17 protein-coding genes are annotated in these 18004 nt (G+C 67.8%); 12 read left to right on the top strand and 5 right to left on the bottom strand.

Translation table 11 applies throughout. From position 1 onward, the window contains the following. Window positions 1–160 precede the first annotated feature (160 nt). The 6 genes from ACYP33_RS01075 to ACYP33_RS01050 all read left to right on the top strand — a co-directional run bounded on the left by ACYP33_RS01075 (window position 161) and on the right by ACYP33_RS01050 (window position 6829). Window positions 161–1036, top strand: coding sequence for a lipid A biosynthesis lauroyl acyltransferase (locus ACYP33_RS01075; RefSeq protein WP_459619152.1), 876 nt, complete (start codon window positions 161–163; stop codon window positions 1034–1036). 423 nt (window positions 1037–1459) lie between these two features. Further along, the gene (locus tag ACYP33_RS01070) at window positions 1460–2215 is read left to right on the top strand and encodes a gluconate 2-dehydrogenase subunit 3 family protein (protein WP_459619150.1); all 756 of its coding nucleotides are present in this window, start codon (window positions 1460–1462) and stop codon (window positions 2213–2215) included. Window positions 2216–2275: 60 nt separating this feature from the next. Continuing rightward, window positions 2276–4045, top strand: a complete 1770-nt coding sequence (locus tag ACYP33_RS01065; RefSeq protein WP_414448643.1) for a GMC family oxidoreductase — start codon at window positions 2276–2278, stop codon at window positions 4043–4045. Then, window positions 4042–5349, top strand: coding sequence for a c-type cytochrome (locus tag ACYP33_RS01060; RefSeq protein WP_459619148.1), 1308 nt, complete (start codon window positions 4042–4044; stop codon window positions 5347–5349). The genes ACYP33_RS01065 and ACYP33_RS01060 overlap by 4 nt, the downstream gene beginning before the upstream one ends. 254 nt (window positions 5350–5603) lie before the next feature. Then, window positions 5604–5951 (top strand): thioredoxin, encoded by a 348-nt coding sequence (gene trxA, locus ACYP33_RS01055; protein ID WP_414448641.1) that lies wholly within the window; start codon window positions 5604–5606, stop codon window positions 5949–5951. Beyond that, a complete protein-coding gene (locus tag ACYP33_RS01050) occupies window positions 5948–6829 on the top strand; it encodes a hypothetical protein (RefSeq protein ID WP_459619146.1) in 882 nt (293 codons plus the stop codon). Before trxA ends, ACYP33_RS01050 begins: the two co-directional genes overlap by 4 nt. On the opposite strand, the gene ACYP33_RS01045 is transcribed toward ACYP33_RS01050, so the two are convergent. The 4 genes from ACYP33_RS01045 to ACYP33_RS01030 form a co-directional block, all read right to left on the bottom strand. Next, window positions 6805–8343 (bottom strand): aminotransferase-like domain-containing protein, encoded by a 1539-nt coding sequence (locus ACYP33_RS01045; RefSeq protein ID WP_459619144.1) that lies wholly within the window; start codon window positions 8341–8343, stop codon window positions 6805–6807. The genes ACYP33_RS01050 and ACYP33_RS01045 overlap by 25 nt on opposite strands. Continuing rightward, window positions 8340–9278, bottom strand: coding sequence for a DUF4880 domain-containing protein (locus ACYP33_RS01040; protein WP_414440728.1), 939 nt, complete (start codon window positions 9276–9278; stop codon window positions 8340–8342). The genes ACYP33_RS01045 and ACYP33_RS01040 overlap by 4 nt, the downstream gene beginning before the upstream one ends. Window positions 9279–9322: 44 nt before the next feature. Next, window positions 9323–9904 carry a sigma-70 family RNA polymerase sigma factor gene (locus ACYP33_RS01035; protein ID WP_414440729.1) on the bottom strand — a complete coding sequence of 194 codons (582 nt, stop codon included), beginning with the start codon at window positions 9902–9904 and terminating at the stop codon, window positions 9323–9325. A gap of 178 nt (window positions 9905–10082) precedes the next feature. Next, the gene (locus ACYP33_RS01030) at window positions 10083–10403 is read right to left on the bottom strand and encodes a hypothetical protein (protein WP_459619141.1); all 321 of its coding nucleotides are present in this window, start codon (window positions 10401–10403) and stop codon (window positions 10083–10085) included. Between the two features lie 90 nt (window positions 10404–10493). Between ACYP33_RS01030 and ACYP33_RS01025 the strand changes: the two genes are divergently transcribed. The 6 genes from ACYP33_RS01025 to tldD all read left to right on the top strand — a co-directional run bounded on the left by ACYP33_RS01025 (window position 10494) and on the right by tldD (window position 16043). After that, window positions 10494–10967, top strand: a complete 474-nt coding sequence (locus ACYP33_RS01025; RefSeq protein ID WP_414442043.1) for an Lrp/AsnC family transcriptional regulator — start codon at window positions 10494–10496, stop codon at window positions 10965–10967. Then, window positions 10964–11785 (top strand): energy transducer TonB, encoded by an 822-nt coding sequence (locus tag ACYP33_RS01020; RefSeq protein ID WP_459619139.1) that lies wholly within the window; start codon window positions 10964–10966, stop codon window positions 11783–11785. Before ACYP33_RS01025 ends, ACYP33_RS01020 begins: the two co-directional genes overlap by 4 nt. Before the next feature lie 26 nt (window positions 11786–11811). Then, window positions 11812–12522: a MotA/TolQ/ExbB proton channel family protein gene (locus ACYP33_RS01015; RefSeq protein WP_414440732.1), complete on the top strand. Its 711-nt coding sequence runs from the start codon at window positions 11812–11814 to the stop codon at window positions 12520–12522. Window positions 12523–12531: 9 nt separating this feature from the next. Beyond that, a complete protein-coding gene (locus ACYP33_RS01010) occupies window positions 12532–13017 on the top strand; it encodes an ExbD/TolR family protein (RefSeq protein WP_459619137.1) in 486 nt (161 codons plus the stop codon). A 139-nt stretch (window positions 13018–13156) separates the two neighbouring features. Then, the gene (locus tag ACYP33_RS01005; protein WP_459619135.1) at window positions 13157–14530 is read left to right on the top strand and encodes a TldD/PmbA family protein; all 1374 of its coding nucleotides are present in this window, start codon (window positions 13157–13159) and stop codon (window positions 14528–14530) included. A 40-nt stretch (window positions 14531–14570) separates the two neighbouring features. After that, window positions 14571–16043 carry a metalloprotease TldD gene (gene tldD / locus ACYP33_RS01000; RefSeq protein WP_459619166.1) on the top strand — a complete coding sequence of 491 codons (1473 nt, stop codon included), beginning with the start codon at window positions 14571–14573 and terminating at the stop codon, window positions 16041–16043. Between the two features lie 111 nt (window positions 16044–16154). Here tldD and ACYP33_RS00995 read toward each other — a convergent pair whose 3' ends face one another. Continuing rightward, window positions 16155–17963: an ABC transporter ATP-binding protein/permease gene (locus ACYP33_RS00995; protein WP_459619133.1), complete on the bottom strand. Its 1809-nt coding sequence runs from the start codon at window positions 17961–17963 to the stop codon at window positions 16155–16157. Between the last annotated feature and the right edge of the window lie 41 nt (window positions 17964–18004).

Genomic DNA, 18004 nt, shown 5'->3' with positions numbered 1-18004 from the left:
GTCGCAGGGTTCGTCATGATCAGTAATGCTCAGTAATGTGGTGGGGAAAGCCATCGATGTATCTTCCGGCGGTGGCGATGTCCTGTTTTACCAAGCCGCCTTGACAACCTGCGGCGCTTCGAGGCGAGACGCCCGACCCCTCCAAAAACGGAAGTCCATCATGAATGCTTTGGGGTACTGGCTGATGCTCGGCCTGCTGCGGCTCCTGTCCGTCCTTCCGTATGCGTTGGTCGCGAGAATCGGCAGCGGGCTTGGTACCGTGCTTTATCGCATTCCGAGCCGGCGCAGACACGTCGTGCGGGTCAACCTGCTCCTCTGCTTTCCGCTGAAAACCGACGAAGAGCGCGAACTGCTGGCGCGCATGCATTTCGAGCATGTCGTGCGCAGTTACCTGGAGCGCGGATTCCAATGGTTCGGCAGCGCGCGATCGATCCAGCGCCTGGTCGTGTTGGACAGCCATATCGATCTCCATGACCCGAATGCGCCGCCCACGATTTTCATGGGCTTCCACTTCGTCGGCATCGAGGTGGGTTGCATGCTTTATTCGTCGTCGCTGCCTGTCGCGGCGCTTTACACGCGCATGTCGAACCGTCGCGTGTGCGATCTCGCCAAACGTCAGCGCGGACGCTTCGGCGCCGAGATGATCGAACGCAGCGTCAGCGCGAAACAGCTCGTCAAACTGCTGCGTGCCGGAACGCCGGTGATGCTCGCGGCGGATATGGACCACGGCCTCGCCGGCTCGGTGTTTGCGCCGCTATTCGGCGTTCAGGCTTGCACCTTGACGTCGGTGTCGCGCCTGGCGAAGTTGAGCGGCGCACGCGTCGTTCCGTTCGTCACGGAAGTGCTGCCGGATTTTCGCGGCTACAAGCTGACGATCTTCGAAGCGCTGGAGGGCTATCCGACCGATAACGCATTGATCGACGCGCGGCAGATGAATGCCTTTCTCGAAGCACAGATCGTGCGGTTTCCGGATCAATACTATTGGGTGCATCGACGGTTCAAGAATCGTCCGGCGGGTGAGCCTGGCGTGTATTGACGACGCCGGTCGCATCGGACGATCGCCGAATTCCCGACGGCAAGGCAGGGGATCTGGCGCTGCCCGCGTCACGCTGAATCCATCGAGCATCGAAGAAGCTTGACCCGACGGTGACCTTTGCTCCGTGACGACGCAGCGGCCGAGGCGCCGCATGCGCATCACCCGAACCATGCGCTTTGCATTCAGCCGCGCCTGTGTTCCCCCTGCACGCCGAAAACTCCACACAACAGTTTTACGGGTCGTCCTCCGGCAGCGAGGCCGAAACGGTGTTGCAGCAGGGCTACCCCACTCGAGCAAGCCGACCCAACAGCCGCATCGTCTATTTGTACGATGTGTGACATCTGTTTACCTGAATATTAGTGTGTGTTACGTTTCTGTCCGAATAGAAGCATCGATCGCCATTGTCAATTAGAGATTGTGCGGATGCTTTCCATCGTCGATACCAGAAAATTTCCTCACATGTCATCAGACGTCCCGATCTCTAGACGCAAATTCCTGCTAGGCGCCGTGCTGGCGTTGCCCACGCTGGGCGTGCTCGTCAATACGCTGAGTGCTGCGGATGCCGCCGACATGGCGGCCCCCGATCTCGCCGCCTATCACCCCGAGTTTCTCTCTGCCGACGAGTGGTCTTTCCTGCTCTCGGCGTGCGACCGGCTGATCCCCGCGGATGGGCGTGGCCCCGGCGCGCTCGAAACCAATGTGCCGATCTTTATCGATCAGCAACTGCACGGCGACCTGGGCGCAGAAATCTATCTGCAAGGGCCGTTCAACACGCACGCCCCCAAGGAGCTCGGTTATCAGTTGCCATATACGCCGCAGGAGATCTACCGGCGCGGCATCGCCCTGACCGACAGCTATTGCCGCCGAACCTTGCACAAGCGCTTCCACGAGCTCGACACGGCCGCTCAGGACACCGTGATGGCGGCCTTGGCCGCCTCGCAGGTGGCATTTTCCGACGACGGCGAACCCGCGCTCACGGCCGGGCAATTCTTCGGGCAGATGCTTGCGGATTCAAAGAACGGTTACCTGTCCGATCCGATGTACGGCGGCAACAAGGGCATGAAGGCATGGATTGCCATCGGTTTTCCCGGCGCACGCGCCAGCTTTCTCGAATGGGTGTCGCAGCACAACGTCAAGTATCCGCTCGGGCCGGTGAGTCTGAACGGCCAGCGGGCTTGAGCGGCACTTTTGATACGGCGCAGCGATGCGCCATCGACGCAGAATTCAACGAGGAACACCGTGGCAAAGATCACTAATGATGCCGTCGACGTTGTCGTCGTCGGGCTCGGCTGGGCCGGCTCGCTCATGAGCATCGAGCTTGCCCAGGCGGGGCTGAAGGTCCGGGCGCTGGAGCGCGGAGAAGATCGCAGTAACGCGGATTTTGCCTACCCCAAGCCGGCGGACCAGTATGCCTATGGCGTGCGAAACAAGATCATGGTGACGCCGCGAGACGGCGCCCTGACCGTGCGCCACAGCACCAACGACACCGCATTGCCCACCCGCAAGTGGGGCGCCTTCGTGCCGGGAACGGGCGTGGGCGGTTCGGGCCTGCACTGGACCGGTGTGCTGATTCGCCCGACACCCACCGACCTCAAGCTCAAGACGTATGCCGACCAGGCGTACAAGAAAGGCCAGCTCGAAGACGGCATGCAGGTGCAGGATTTCCCGTTTTCCTGGGACGAGATCGAGCCGCACTACGACTTCTTCGAAAAGGTGTGCGGCATGTCGGGCGTCACCGGCAACCTTCGCGGCAAGCTTCAGGAAGGCGGCGATCCGTTCGAGGGGCCGCGCTCCAACCCGGTGCCGCTGCCGCCGCTCGAAGATACGCTGAACAACACGATGTTCTCGGACGCCGCGCGCAAGCTCGGTTATCACCCGTTCTCGAACCCGTCCGCCAATGTCTCGCGCGCGTGGACCAACCCGTACGGCAACCAGATCGCACCGTGCAACTACTGCGGTTATTGCAGCAAGTACCCGTGCCTCAACTTCTCCAAGGCATCGCCGCAAACGGCCGTGCTCGATGCGCTCAAGCGCATGCCGAACTTCTCCTACCGCGTGAATGCGAACGTGCTGCGCGTGGAACTGCATGCGGATGGCAAGACCGCCAAGGGCGTGACCTATGCCGACGCCCACGGCAACGAAGTGTTCCAGCCGGCGAAGATCGTCGTGTTGGCCGGCTTCCAGTTCGTCAACGTTCGTCTCATGCTGCTTTCCGGGATCGGCAAGCCCTATGACCCGGTCAGTGGCAAAGGCGTCGTCGGGCGTAACTACGCATTCCTCAGCAACGGGGGAGCCAGCCTGTTCTTCAAGGACAAGCATTTCAATCCGTTCGCGACCGCCGGTGCGACCGGGCAACTGTTCAACGATATTTCGCCCGGCAACTTCGACGGCCCGTCGCTCGGCATTCTGGGTGGCGCGAAGATCCAGAGCGCGCAATCGACGGGCGCGCCCATCGGCACCGCGCTGCCGCATGGCACGCCATCGTGGGGCAAGGGCTGGAAGGAAGGGATGCAGGACTGGTATGGCCACTCGATGCGAATCAGCATCACGACGAGCTGCATGTCGTACCGCGATCACTACGTCGATCTCGACCCGACGTACAAGGACCCCTGGGGGCAGCCGCTGCTTCGCATCACGTTCGACTGGAAGCAGAACGAACTGAAGCTTCAGCAGTATCTGCGCAAGATCGTCCTGAACCTCACGCAAGAGCTGAATCCCGACAGCTACAGCGAGAGCTTTCTGGCGATGGATTCGCATTGGGACATCACCAAATACGTGTCGACGCACAACGTGGGTGGCGCGGTGATGGGCGATTCGCCGGAAACCAGCGCGCTGAACCGCTACCTGCAAAGCTGGGACGTGCACAACGTGTTCGTGCCGGGCGGCAATGCGTTCCCGCAAAACTTCCAGGCGAATCCGACCGCGACGATCGGGGCGATCACGTTGTTTGCCGCGCGTGCGATCAAGGAGCAGTACCTCAAGAATCCGGGCCCGCTCGTCCAAGCATGAACGCCATGACCTCATTCAAGACTTTCATTGCGGCGGCGCTGGCTGCCGCCGCATTCGGCGCCACCTCGGCGCAGGCGCAGCCGGCCGGTTCCGCCGATGCGGACCTGATCAAGCAAGGTGCATATCTGGCGCGTGCCGGCGATTGCATGGCCTGTCATACCGTCAAGGGCCGCGCGCCGTATTCGGGCGGGTTGCCGATTCTGAGCGACCTCGGCACGATCTATTCGACCAACATCACCCCCAGCAAGAAGAGCGGGATCGGCGACTACACCGAGCAGCAATTTGCCACGGCGTTGCGTCATGGCATTCGCGCCGACGGCTCGCATCTGTATCCCGCGATGCCGTATCCGTCCTACGCGAAAATCACGGACAGCGACGTTCATGCGCTCTACGCGTACTTCATGCACGGTGTGGCACCGAGTGATGATGCCGCGCCCATCACCCGCTTGAGCTTCCCGTTCAACCAGCGCTGGGGCATGGCGCTCTGGAACTGGGCATTCACCTCCGACAAGCCGTTCACCGCGCCGGATGGAGTGAGCGAGCAGGTGCGACACGGCGCTTATCTCGTGGAAAGCCTGGGACACTGCGGCAGTTGCCACACGCCGCGTGGCGTGGCGATGAACGAGAGAGCCCTCGACGGCAGCGACGCCCGCTTTCTGTCCGGTGGCAAGCTCAACGGCTGGAACGTGCCGTCGCTGCGCGGCATGCCCCAGTGGAGCCAGCAGGATGTGGTCGACTATCTTCAGACCGGACGCAATGCCCGCGCGGCCGTGGCGGGCGAGATGACCTCGGTGGTGGAGAACAGCACGTCGCATCTGAGTGACGCGGACCTCTCCGATATCGCGGCCTATCTCAAGACGCTGCAGGCAAAGGATGGCGCCGGGGTTCAAGGTGCGGCGATCGGCGCGAGCGGCGCCGACGCGACGACCGCGAAGTTGACCGCGGCGCAAAATCTGACGCTCGGCGAGCGCCTGTATATCGACAACTGCAGCGCCTGTCACTTCGTAAACGGCCGGGGCGCGCCACGCGTGTTCCCTCATCTCGACGGTGCGACCGTGGTCAATGCAGCGGACCCGACCGGCCTGATCCACGTGATCCTGGCCGGCGCGAGCACCCCTTCCACGCAGAAGGCGCCGTCGGTCCTGCCGATGCCGGGCTTCGCCGCTCGCCTGAGCGACGACGAAGCGGCGCAACTCGCGAGCTTCGTGCGTGGTGCGTGGTCCAATCATGCGGGTGCCGTCAGCGCGCAGGATGTCGAGAAGGTTCGGCGCACGTTGGGGCCGGTGGCTGCTGCCGGGCGGTGAATCGTAGCGGGGCTTGGATCGCATCGTCACGATGCCGATGAAGCACATCGCTCGTTGTCGAACCGACATCCCCCCGACTGTCATGCCCAGCCCGTCATGACAGTCGGCCAACCCATCGCGTCACTGGCGTGATCCGCGGGAACGCACGGCATTAAGCTGCCTTTCCCGTCGCCGCGTGTCGCGGCGGCACTCCGGATCGCGCCACGCGGGCATGCCGCCGTGCGTGCGCGGGTCCGCTTTCTGCGAGCCCCAACATGACCACGCTCACGCCGCCCGTCACGGACGACAGCTTCGCGCAAGCCGTCCTTCAATCGCCGATTCCGGTGCTCGTCGACTTCTGGGCCGACTGGTGCGGCCCCTGCAAGATGCTCGCCCCGGTGCTCGCGGAACTGGCCTCCGCCTATGCGGGCCGCCTCGCTGTCGTCAAGATCAATGCCGACGAAAACAAGCAGACCATGAGCGAGCATTCGGTGCGCGGCCTGCCCTCGCTGCTGCTGTTCGCGAACGGCCGTGAGCTCGCGCGCGTGGTCGGTGTGCAATCGCGCACTCGCCTCGAAGTGTTTGTCGACGCGCACCTCGAAGCGCTGGAGGGTGCACGATGATGCGCGCCTATCACGACGACGCGGCGCTGAAGGCTGTTGCGCTCGAACGCCTCGCGGCCGGTGCCGAGTCCGGCGCTTTGCGTCCCGGCCCGTTCGCCTGGCACGGCGATGGTGGCAGCGCCGCCGGCTGCGTATTGTGCGATGCCGACCTAGACGCGTACCCGCGCGTGCTTGGCCTGCCTGCCTGGCTCGCGCTGGCGATCGATCACCTGAGCGCCATGCAGGCTTCGCGCGAAGCCGCCGTCGATATCGCCAAAACGCTGTTCGAGGCGGTGCCGGTGGGTGCCGATCTGAGTGCGCTGGGCAGCGAAATGATGGGCGCATTGTTGGCCCGGCTGGTTGAAGCGTTACCGGCCGGACAGGCCCCGCGCCTGGCGCACTTGCTCGGCGAGGTCGCCGCCGCGCACGCGGCCCGGGCAAACGGCGACACGGTTTCGCCGGCCGCGTGGAAAGCGCTGCGGCGCGCGGCGGTCGAATTGACCGACGCGACGCCGGGCGAGGGCTTCGTCGCGGCGATCGCGGCTGGCGTGGAAGCCGCTGGCTGGGACCCGGAGGCGTCGCCGGCGGCGCTGATCGATACCTTGCGGGCCTTGACCGGCGTGTGCGACCTGCAGGCCTTGCGCGCGTTCGGTTGGACCGAGGACGACGACACCCGTGTGAAGGCCGCGCTCGACGACATTTATCAACGCCACCTGGCCGACAAGCCGGACGACACGCGCACCGTGTTCGAGATCTACGCGATCGAGGCGCCAGCGGACGAGGCGCGCCTGCGCGAGCGCATGAAGGTGGGGCGCAGCGGCGTGCGCGAGGCCACCCGCTGGGCAGTCGAGCGCCTGCTGGCGCTGCTCGCGCGCTACGCCGCGCCGGCCAATGCCTGAGCGAGCGCGCGCCATGCCTGAACGTCGCCGGCCGAGGCGACGTTGAAGCGCATGAAGGCGGCCGCCTCGCGCTGATGCGAGAACATCGCGCCCGGCGCGCACAGATGCCCCTGCGCCAGCAGCGCGGTGGCAATCTGGCTGGCGTCGGGCGCGGCGCCGGGCAGCCGTCCCCACAGATACATGCCCTGCTCCGCGCGATGCGCGACCTCGATGCCGAGCGCGTCGAGCGCCTGCCGCAGCACCGGTCGCGCCGCATCCAGCCGGGCCCGCAATTGCTCGCAATGATGGCGATACGCGCCTTCCGACAGCAGCCGATAGACGATCCGCTCCGACAGGCTGCCGTTCGAGGCGCGGCTGACCGACTTGTAGCGCGACAGCCAGGCGATGCGTTCGGCATCCGCCGCGATATAGCCGACTCGCAGCCCGGCGCCGAGCGTCTTCGAGAAGCTGCCCACATAGATCACGCGCCGCAACTGATCGAGTGCCGCCAGCCGCGTCTGCGGCAGCGGGCCGATGGCAGGCAGCAGGTCGGCGTAGCAGTCGTCCTCCACCACCGTGAGGTCGTACCGTTCGGCGAGCTGCAACACACGGAACGCGCGGTGCGTCGACAGCCCGCCCGATGTCGGGTTGTGCAGGCCGGTGTTGCAGATGTACATGCGTGCACCGGTGCGCTCGCAGGCGTCGCGCAGGGCCTCCGGGTCGGGGCCGTCGGTGTCGCGCGGCACCGGCACGGCATTCAGGCCGGACGCCATCAGGCGGTCCAGCAGCAGATACGATGCGGGGTCGTCCACCAGCACCGGCTCTCCCGGCGTGCGCAGATAGGCCATCACGATCAGGTTCAGCGCGTCGGTGGCGCCCACCGTGGTGGCGATCCGGGCCGGCGTCGTGCCGATGCCGAGCGCATCGAGCCGCAGCGCGATCTGCGCGCGTAGCGGCAGGTAACCCTGCGGCTCGCCGTGATCGTGAACCCAGTCGAGGTTGCCGCGCGCCACGCCGCGAAACGCGTCCGCCACGGCCGGCGTATTGATCCAGGCGGCCGGCAGCTCGCCGGCACCGAGCCGGCTCGCGAGCGGCACTTGCGGGTCGAGCAGGCGTTGCCGCCAGTCGATCGAGGCGGGCAGCGGCAGGCCGCGCCGAATGGCGGCAGCGGGGGGCGCACGTTGCGAACCCGGCGCTTCTGCGCCGCTCGTGCCTGCCGCGTTGCCGGCGCCCGCGCGCACGTAGAAGCCCGCGCCGCGCCGCGTGGTCAGGTAGCCGTGCGCGACCAGCCGGTCGTAGGCGCGCGCGGCCGTGTCGCGGCTGACGCCGCAATTTGCCGCCACCTCGCGCAGCGATGGCAGGCGCGCGCCTTCGGCGAGCTGCCGGGCGCGGATCGCGCGCTGCACTGCCGTGAAGATCTGCTCCACCAGCCCTGGCTTCGACGCATCGGGCAGCGCCGCCAGCGCGGCGCGGTCCAGCACGAAGCCGGCTCCAGCCCGGCGCGTGCCGACGGCGACGAGAGGAGGCGGGTTCACGCTTCGCGGATCAGCACGAGGTAGTCGCCGTACATGTCGATGCGCAGCGGCAGCGCTTCGGCCAATTGGCGCAGTACGCCGTCGGGATCGCGCAGGTTGAACACGCCGCTCACGCGCCGTCGCGCAGCCGCCTCGCTGGCGCGAATCACACCGGTGCGGTAGCGACGCAACACGCTGAGCACGTCGCCCACCGCCTGGTCGGAGGCCATCAGCATCGAGCCGGTCCAGGCCAGTGCCATCGCCACCGATTCGCGCGCCTCGCGCAGCCGCTCGCCGGAGAAGCGCAGCGTCTGCCCCGCGCGCAACACATGTCGGCTGCCATCGCGCAGCGCAAGTGTGCCTTCGCCTTGCGCCACCGCCAGCATCGAGTGATCGTCGAACACGCCGAGGCTGTAGCGGCCGCGCCGCAGCGCGAACGAACCATGCGCGGTGGCGGTGACCAGCGTGGCGTCGTCGGCCCGCAAGGCCGCGTCCACCAGCACGCAGCCGGCGTCGAGCCGCCAGGCGTCGCCGGCCGAGGCGCCGACGCGATACAGCGAACTGCCGGCGTCGAGCCGCGCGTTGGCATCCGGCCCGAGCGCGATGGTGCGCTGTTCGCCGATGCCGGTGCGGAAGGTTGCGTCGTAGCCGAGCGAATGCAGCGAGCGATAGCCGAACGCGCCGAGCAAGGTCAGGCCGAGGCCCGTCTTCAGGCCGGTCTTCAATGCGCGCCGGCGCGGCAGGTCCGCATGCAGCAGCGCATCGCGGCTCGCGTGCGCACCACCGTCCGCGAGTTGCCGGAACGGCCCGAGCTTGCGCTGCAGCGATTGCCACGCCGATTCGTTGGCAGCGCTGGCCTGGCGCCAGCTGTCGAAATGCGCGCGTTCGGTGGCGGTGGCTTCGCCGGAGCGCAACAGCACTTCCCAGGCAATGGCGGACTTGACGGGATCGTTCAAGGGGGCGGGTTGATCGTGTCGTTATGGAATGCGAATCAGTGGCTTCAGGCGGCCAGGATGCACGCCAGCGCTTGCGCGATGTACTTGCGCACCATGCTGGCGGACACGCCGAGCAGCTCGGCGATCTCGCGGTAGGTCAGCCCGTCCAACTGGCTGTACAGGAACGCCTGGCGTGCCTTGCGCGACAGGCCGCGCAACAGGCGATCGACGTTGACGAGGGTCTGCACCACCTCGAGCACCGATTCGGGCGAGGGCGTGCTGGGTTCGTCGGCGGCGGCCAGTGCGGCCAGATAGGCGGTTTCCAGATCGCGGCGGCGCCACATGTCGAACACCAGGCGTCGCGAGATGGTGGTGAGCAGCGCACGCGGGTCGCGCACCGCGCGCACATCGGGCAGCGTGGCCAATTCGACGAAGGCCGACGAGGCCACGTCCTCGGCTTCCGAGGGGCAGCGCACCTGGCGGCGCAGCGTCTGCTTGAGCCAGCGATAGCTGTGCGCGAACTCGGCGGCGAGAAACTGGTTGCGGTACGCGAGATCGCCGGCTTCGGCGGCGCTGGCGTTTCGAGGCTCGTCCGCGCTCGCGCAGGGCGCCTGCAGTGCTACCGCGTCTGAGACTATCGCGTCCATACCGTAACCGTTCCGATCCTGCAGTTCGTCATTACTTTACCGTGAGCAAAAAAATACACGGCAAGTCGTTGCGCAATTTCGTGACGGCGTTGCGTGCGTCGCACGCCGCCGATCCGCGCGACGACGCAGTATAAGGACGCCGGCTCGCCTGTCGAAATAAGGATTCCTGCGTTCGTTATCAGTCTGCGGATTCATCGCGCATCTCCACTCGGGGATCGTCGGGACGCCTGGCCGGACGCATCGTGCGACGGCCGCCCGTGGCCTGACGATGCGAGCCGATCTTAGCGCGCCGTATTTTTGACGGGCCGATTGCTGTGTGGCTTTGCGCGATTCGCGCGTCGTCAAGATATGGCATGCCCTTTTTGCCGGCAAATCGTTGCTTGTCGAGCATGAAATTCCATTGCTCGCGCATTGGCCGTTGCGTATTTGCCGCAAGCGGCGCGTCTGCATGCGCCGCGCGGGCCGATTCGCGGAATTTTTTTTCGTCTGACGGTATCACTTTGGTTCGCCTCGTTCGACATACCCGGTGAAGGCGCGCCGCGATCCCCGCGCGCCCATCCCGGAGCCGCGCGCGGCGGAGGACATCGTGATAGACCGAACCGATCGACACATACTGGAAATCCTGCAGGAAGACGGCACCTGTTCGGTGGCCGAGATCGCGGAGCGCGTGAGCCTGTCGACCACGCCATGCTGGCGGCGCATCCAGCGCCTCGAGCAGGACGGCGTGATCCGCCGCCGCGTGGTGCTGCTCGACGCGGCCAAGCTCAACCTGGCCGTGACGGTGATTGTGCTGATTCGCACCGCGCATCACGGCACTGCCTGGCTCAAGGCGTTTCGCGACGCGGTGGTGGAGATTCCGGAAGTGGTGGAGGTGCACCGCATGAGCGGCCAGGTCGATTACCTGCTCAAGGTGGTGGTGCCGAACATCGCGGCCTACGATGCCGTCTACAAACGGCTGATCGGCATCGTCGAACTGCACGACGTCAGTTCGAGCTTCTCGATGGAAACCATCAAATCCACCACGGCGTTGCCGCTGGTATACAGCAGCGGGGTGCCGGCATGACGCTGGCCACTTCGCCTCGCCAGGCCGGGCGCGCCATCCCGCGCGCGCTGCCGGGGCCGAAGCCGCGCGACGCGGTGATCGCGTTGGTGATCGCTGCGCATGGGCTGCTGATCTGGCTGCTGGTGCACCACACCCGCATCGAGCTCGAATCGTCGGCGTCGGCCGCGAGCGGCGGCCGGTCGATCGCGGTGCAACTGGTCAGCCGCCCGGCCGCCGCTGCACCGGTATCGCCCGCACCGCCAGCGCCGGTGCCCGTGTCACGTCCGGTGGCGACGCCGCGCAAGGCACCGGCGCACGCCAAGGCGCCGCCGGTGCTGAACACCGAGGCGCCGTCCACGCGCGAGGTGGCGCGCCGCGCGCCGCCTGCCGCTGCGGCTCCGCCGCCATCGGTCACCACGTCCGCACCGGTGCAGCCCGCTGCATCGGCTACTCCGGCCACCCCGGCCACGGCGGCCACGGCGGCGACACCCTCGAACGACGCGACGCATCCGCCCGCGCCGGGCGCCAGCCGCCCGAGCCTCGACACCAAGCAGATCAGCAGCGGCGACATGGCCCGACTCGGTTGCCGGATTCCGGCGCCGGTCTATCCGGCCAAGGCCAGGCGGCTGGGCCAGGCCGGCGTGGTGACGCTGCGCGTGACGGTGGCCGCCGACGGCCATGTCGCCCGCGCGCTGGTGAGCCGTTCCAGCGGCTACCCGGCGCTCGACGATGCCGCGGTCGAAGCGCTGCAGGCCGGCCGCTGCCAGCCCTATCTCGAGAACGGCATGCCGCGTCAGGTCGAAGCGAGCCAGCCGATCGCCTTTCATCTGGATGACTGAACGTCGTCCGCCTTCTGGAGTCGCACATGGAACATTACGGGCTTGCCAACGTCTGGCAACAGGGTGATCTGATCACCCGCTTCATTCTGATCTTTCTCGGCGGCATGTCGGTGGTGTCGTGGGCGGTGATGATCGTGAAGGGGCTGGCGAACCGGCGCCTCGCGCGCCTGGGCCTGGCCGCGCACACGCGCTTCTGGGCCGCGCGCTCGATCGACGAGGGCATCGAGACGCTGGAGCGCAGCACGCACGACAATCCGTACCGCCAGCTCGCGCTGGCCGCGCGCGAGGCCAGCGAGCAGAAGCATCAGCCGCTGCTGGAGGACGGCCTGGGCGGCGGCGAGTGGATCGCCTACTGCGTGCGCAACGCGCTCGACGAACAGGTGGCGCACCTGCAAAGCGGCCTGGCGGTGCTCGCCTCGATCGGCAGCACCTCGCCGTTCGTGGGGCTGTTCGGCACCGTGTGGGGCATCTATCACGCGCTGGTGGCGATCGGTGCCTCCGGGCAGGCCAGCCTCGACCATGTGGCCGGACCGGTGGGCGAGGCGCTGATCACCACGGCGGTCGGCCTGTTCGTGGCGATTCCCTCGGTGCTCGGCTACAACTTCGTGGCGCGCGGCAACAAGAACGTCGGGCAGAAGCTGCTGCGTTTTTCGCACCAGCTCAACGTGTTCTACGTCACGGGGCACCGCAAGCAGCAGGACCGCCTCGATAGCCGGGCCGCCCGGCTCGGTGCCTGAGGCGCGGCCATGTCGATCCTCAACGATCCCTCCGCTTCGGGTGCCGACGACGGCTTCGTCAACGACATCAACATGACGCCGCTGATCGATGTGATGCTGGTGCTGCTGATCGTGTTCATCATCACGCTGCCGGTAATGAACCAGGCCGTGAAGGTGGCGTTGCCGAAGGCCACCGCGCAGGCCGCCGACCCCTCGCCAAAGGACATCGACGTGTCGATCACGGCAGACGGCACGGTGCTGTGGAACCGCACGCCGGTGGATGCTGCCGACCTGGCCGCACGGATCGCCGCCGCAGCGGCCGGCGCCGCCGGCGCCGCCGGTGCGGGCGGTGCGCCGCCGCCGGCCGTCAACGTCTACGCCGACGAAGCCGTGCCCTACGGGCGGGTGGCCAAGCTGCTGGCGAGCGTGCAGGCCGGCGGCCTGTCGCGCATCAACTTCGTGACCGATCCGCCGGTTGCCCCGGCCACGTCCTCGCCGGCCGCCGCGTCGCACTGATTTTCCCGCATTGCCCGACGGCTCCGCCTTGCGCTGCCGCGCCTTCGCGTGCCGGAGCGGGCCTTCGTGCGCGCACGCCGTGCCGGCTGTTCGCGGCCCGGTGTGCTCCCTTATATCGTTCGTACTCCGGAGCTTCCGTATGTCAGACCATGCCCCGCCCGACACTGTGGCCGCCCAGGCCACGGTGCCACCCGAACACGCCGCCGAACATGTGCTCGCGCTCGCCCTGGCGGCCGGCGCGAGCGCGGCCGAAGTGCGTGTCAACGACAGCGAATCGCTGTCCGTCACCGTACGCGGCGGCAAGCCCGACGAGCGTGCGTTCCGTCATGCGCACGGCATCTCGGTCACGCTGTATCGCGGCCAGCGTTGCGCCACCGTGGCGTCGTCGGACCTGTCCGGCCCGGCGCTGCAGGCGCTGATCGCTCGTGGCCTGGAGATCGCGGCGATCACCGCCGAGGACGCTTGCGTCGGCCTACCGTCGAGTGCCGATGTCGCCGCGCCGTCGAGCGCCGACGCGCTCGATCTCGATCACCCCTGGGATTTGAGCCTGCACGATGCGGTGACGCTGGCCTCGCGCATCGAAGCCGCGGCGCTGGCAGTGGACCCGCGCGTGCCGCAAACCGAGGGCGCTTCGGTGTCGAGCGCGCGTACCCGCCACTGGTTGGCCAACAGCGACGGGTTGGCGCTGGCCGGCAGCTCGACCTCGCATTCGCTGGCCTGTTCGCCGGTGGCGATCCACGACGGCCAGAAGCAGGTGGACGGATGGTGGGACACCTGCCGCCGCGCGACCGATCTGAGCGATCCGGAAGCGCTCGGCCGCCATGCCGCCGAGCGCGCGCTGGCCCGGCTCGGCGCGAAGCCGGTGCCGACCCGGACCTGCCCGGTGCTGTTCGATCCATCGAGCGCGATCGGGCTGCTGGGCGATTACCTGTCGGCCGCGACGGCGGGGCGGCTGTACCTGCACCGCTCGTTCCTCGGCGGCGCGCTCGGCAAGCCGTTGTTCGCGCCGCACGTGCGCCTCGACGACGATCCGTTCGTGGTGCGTGGCATCGGGAGCCGTGCCTGGGATGGCGCCGGCCTCGCCACGCGTGCACGCACGGTGGTGCGCGACGGCGTGCTCGACGCCTATTTCGTCGATCTGTACGGCAGCCGCCGGCTCGGCGTGGCGCTCGCCGACCACTGCATCGGCCCGACCAACCTGCGTCTGTCCAGCAGCCTGACCCGCGCCGGGGACGACTGGCCGGCGATGCTCGCGCGGCTCGGCACGGGGCTGGTGGTGTGCGGCATGACGGGGCAGGGCGTCAATCCGCTGACGGGCGATTTCTCACGCGCGGTGCATGGCTTCTGGGTCGAGGGCGGCGAGATCCGCCATCCGGTGGCGGGCGTGACGGTGGCCTCGAATCTGCTGGCGATGGCGTGTGGCCTGGTGGCGGTCGGCGCCGATGCCCTGACGCGCGGCAACGTCACCACCGGCTCCTGGTTGATCGACGCCATGCGCGTGGGCGGTGCCTGACATGACCTTCTCCTCACTTTCCTCCTCCGAACCCATCACCATGCCCGATACCGTTGCTTCTTCCCGCACGGCCCCCGTGACCCCCGAGGCGGCCGCCCATGCCCTGCTGGCCGCGCAGGGCCTCGATCTCGGTGGCCTGTTCGGCTGCGTGTCGCAGGCGATGGGCGCGCATGCCGATTTCGCCGACCTGTTCGTGCAAGCGTCGGTGTCCGAACACTGGGCGCTCGAAAAGAGCGCCGTCAAGCGCGGCGTCTATCACGCCGAAACCGGCTTCGGCCTGCGCGCGGTGCATGGCGAGCAAGCGGTGCTGTCCACCTCGCAGCGCGTCGATGCCGAAGCGCTGCGCCGCGCGGCCGGCATCGTCTCCGGCGCCACCGCGCAGGGCGGCGCGCCGGCTCGCGCGATTGCGGTGGCGAACCGCGCCGAGCCGACACGCTATTACCCGGCGGACGATCCGCTCGGCACGCTCGACTCGGCGGCCAAGATCGCACTGCTCGAACGCGTGGACCGCCACGCGCGCGCTTGCGACTCGAGCGTGGCCGAAGTCGAGGCGAGCCTGTCGGCCACCCACCAACTGGTGGTGATCGCGCGCAGCGACGGCCGCCACGCGGTGGACGTGCGGCCCCTGGTGCGGCTCGACATCAACGTGCAGGTGCTGCGCGGTGGCGCGCGCGAAAGCGCTTCGCGCACGCTGGGCGGCCGGGCCGGCTACGCGATGTTCAGCGACCCGGCGATCCGCGCGGCCGCGCGCGAGGCGGTGGAGGCTGCGCTGGGCAAGCTCGACGCGCGCGCCGCGCCGGCCGGCGTGATGAGCGTGGTGATCGGCCCGGGCTGGAACGGCGTGTTGCTGCACGAAGCGGTGGGCCACGGCCTCGAAGGCGATTTCAACCGGCGCGGCGCCTCGGCGTTCGCGGGGCGGATCGGCGAGCGGGTGGCCGCGCCCGGCGTCACCATCGTGGACGACGGCACCGTGCCCGGCAGCCGCGGCTCGGTGTCGGTGGACGACGAGGGCACGCCGGGGCGCTGCACCACCTTGATCGAGGACGGCATCCTGCGCGCCTATATCCACGACGAGACCAATGCGCGCCTGATGGGCACCACCTCCACCGGCAACGGTCGCCGCGAGTCGTATCAGTCGCTGCCGATGCCGCGCATGACCAATACCTACATGCGCGCGGGCGAGCGCGACCCCGAGGAGATCGTGCGCTCGGTCAAGCGTGGCATCTACGTGGCGCATCTCGGCGGCGGCTCGGTGGACATCACCAGCGGGCGCTTCGTGTTCTCCGCTTCGGAAGCCTTCCTGATCGAGGATGGGCGGCTCGGTGCGCCGATACGTGGCGCTACCGTGCTCGGCAACGGGCCGGAATCGTTGAAGCAGGTGCGGCTGATCGGCAACGACCTCGCGCTCGACACCGCGATGGGCGTGTGCGGCAAGGCCGGCCAGAGCGTGCCGGTGGGCGTCGGTCAGCCCACGCTGCGGATCGACGAGATGACGGTGGGCGGCACGGCCTGAGCATCCTGAGCCTCGCGTCGACAAAAACGGCCCCTCGCGATTCAGGTCGCGGGGGGCCGTTGTGTCGTGTGCAGCGGCTCGTGCGATCGCTCGGCTGCGAGCACGCGGCGATCAGCCTTCGTCGATCGTCTCGCGTTTCGCCGCGGCGTGCACGCCGAGTTCGATCACATGCTCGTGGAAGGCCGCGACGCCGGGCCGATGCGCGACGCTGATCACGGTTGCGTGGGGCAGCGCGTCGAGCACGGTGCGGTACAGCGTGCGCTCGGAGGCCTCGTCGAGCGCGCTGGTGGCTTCGTCGAGGAACAGATAGGTCGGCCGCTGGAGCAGGATGCGAGCGAACGCAAGCCGCTGCTGCTCGCCGCCCGACAGGCGGTGCGCCCAGCGGTCCACCACGTCGAGCGAATCGGCATAGTGCGCCAGCCCGCAACGGCGCAGCACCGCGTCGGCGCGCGCCGCATCGAGCGTGTCGCCGGTCAGCGGATAGGCCAGCGCGTCGCGCAACGAACCGGTGGCGATATAGCTGCGCTGCGGCACGAACATCAGCGCCTCGCGCGGCGGCATCGACAGTTGCCCCTCGCCGTACGGCCAGATTCCCGCCATCGCCCGCAGCAGGGTGCTTTTGCCGCTGCCGGAACGGCCGCGAATCAGATGATGGCTGCCGGCGGCAATCGCGAATGCCGGCGTGCCGGCCAACGTCGCGCCGTGCTGATCGGTCAGGCGCAGCGCGCCGACCGCGATGCCGGGGCCGTCGTGACGGCGCAGCGTGAGCCGCGGCGCGGTTGCTTCACCGGGCGCGGCCGGCGAAGCGGGCAGTGAAGCGGGCAGTGAAGCGGCCTGCGCATGAGTCGCGTCGAGCAGGGTCAGCAGCCGGCGCGTGACCGCGCGCAACGTGGCGAACTCCTGGTAGCACTGCGGGAAAAAGGCCAGCGTGCCCGCCACCGAACCGAACGCCGACGACACGCGCATCAGCCAACCCACCGTCAGCCCGTGCGCGGCCATTTGCGGCAGCGCGAGCAGGGCGGGCAGGATGCTGCTGATCTGTCCCGGCACCTGGGTCGAGAACATCACCATCGAGGTCACGCGGATGATGTCGAGCGCATTGCCGCGCACCAGCGCGAAGCTGCGCTTGAGCCGGGTGGCCTCGGTGGCCGCGCCGTCATAGAACGCCACCTGCTCGGCGCCGTCGCGAATCTGCAGCATCATGGCGCGGAAGTCGGCCTCGACGCGTTGCTGGTGCGCGTTCAGGAACATCAGCCTGCGCCCGGTCACATGCGTGATCAGCAGCGTGGCGCCGGTATAGGCGAACACCGCGAACACCATGTAGCCGGGAATCGACAGCGTGGTGCCGCCCGCATGCAGCGTGTACGTGCCGGTCAGCCGCCACAGCACCACGCTGAACGTGAACGCCGACACCGGCACGCTGATGATCGAGAAACTCAGCCGCAGGGTGGTGGAGACGAACAGGCGCACGTCCTCGGCGATCCGCTGGTCGGCGTTGTCGAACAGCTTGTCGCGTTCGATGCGGAAATAGCTGTCGCGGGCTGTCCAGGCGTCGATCAGATGGCGCGTGAGCCAGGTGCGCCAGCGCAGCACCAGCAGTTCGTGCAGCACGTACCCGATCAGCACCAGCGTGGCGGCCACCAGCACCACGCCGAGAAAGCTCAACAGCAGGTGCGGGATGGTGGCGAAGCGGGCCGCGCCGATCGCATCGTAGAAGCGGCCCGACCACTGATTGCTCCAGACGCCGATATAGACGCCGGTAAAGCTCAGGCCGATGATGACGGCCGCCATCGCGGCGGACAGCGGCGCCTCGGACGAGCGCCAGTAGGGCGAGACGAGTTCGCTCACGCGGGACTGCGGGCGGCTGCCGCGCGTTTCGGATTCGCGGTAGTCGAGATCGGTGGGGGGCAGGGCGGACATGGGTTCGGCTGGGGGGCAAGACGGGGAGGAACGGCGCGGGG

The organism is Burkholderia sp. 3C, assembly GCF_054589155.1.
This window is presented reverse-complemented; position numbering and strand designations above follow the sequence as displayed.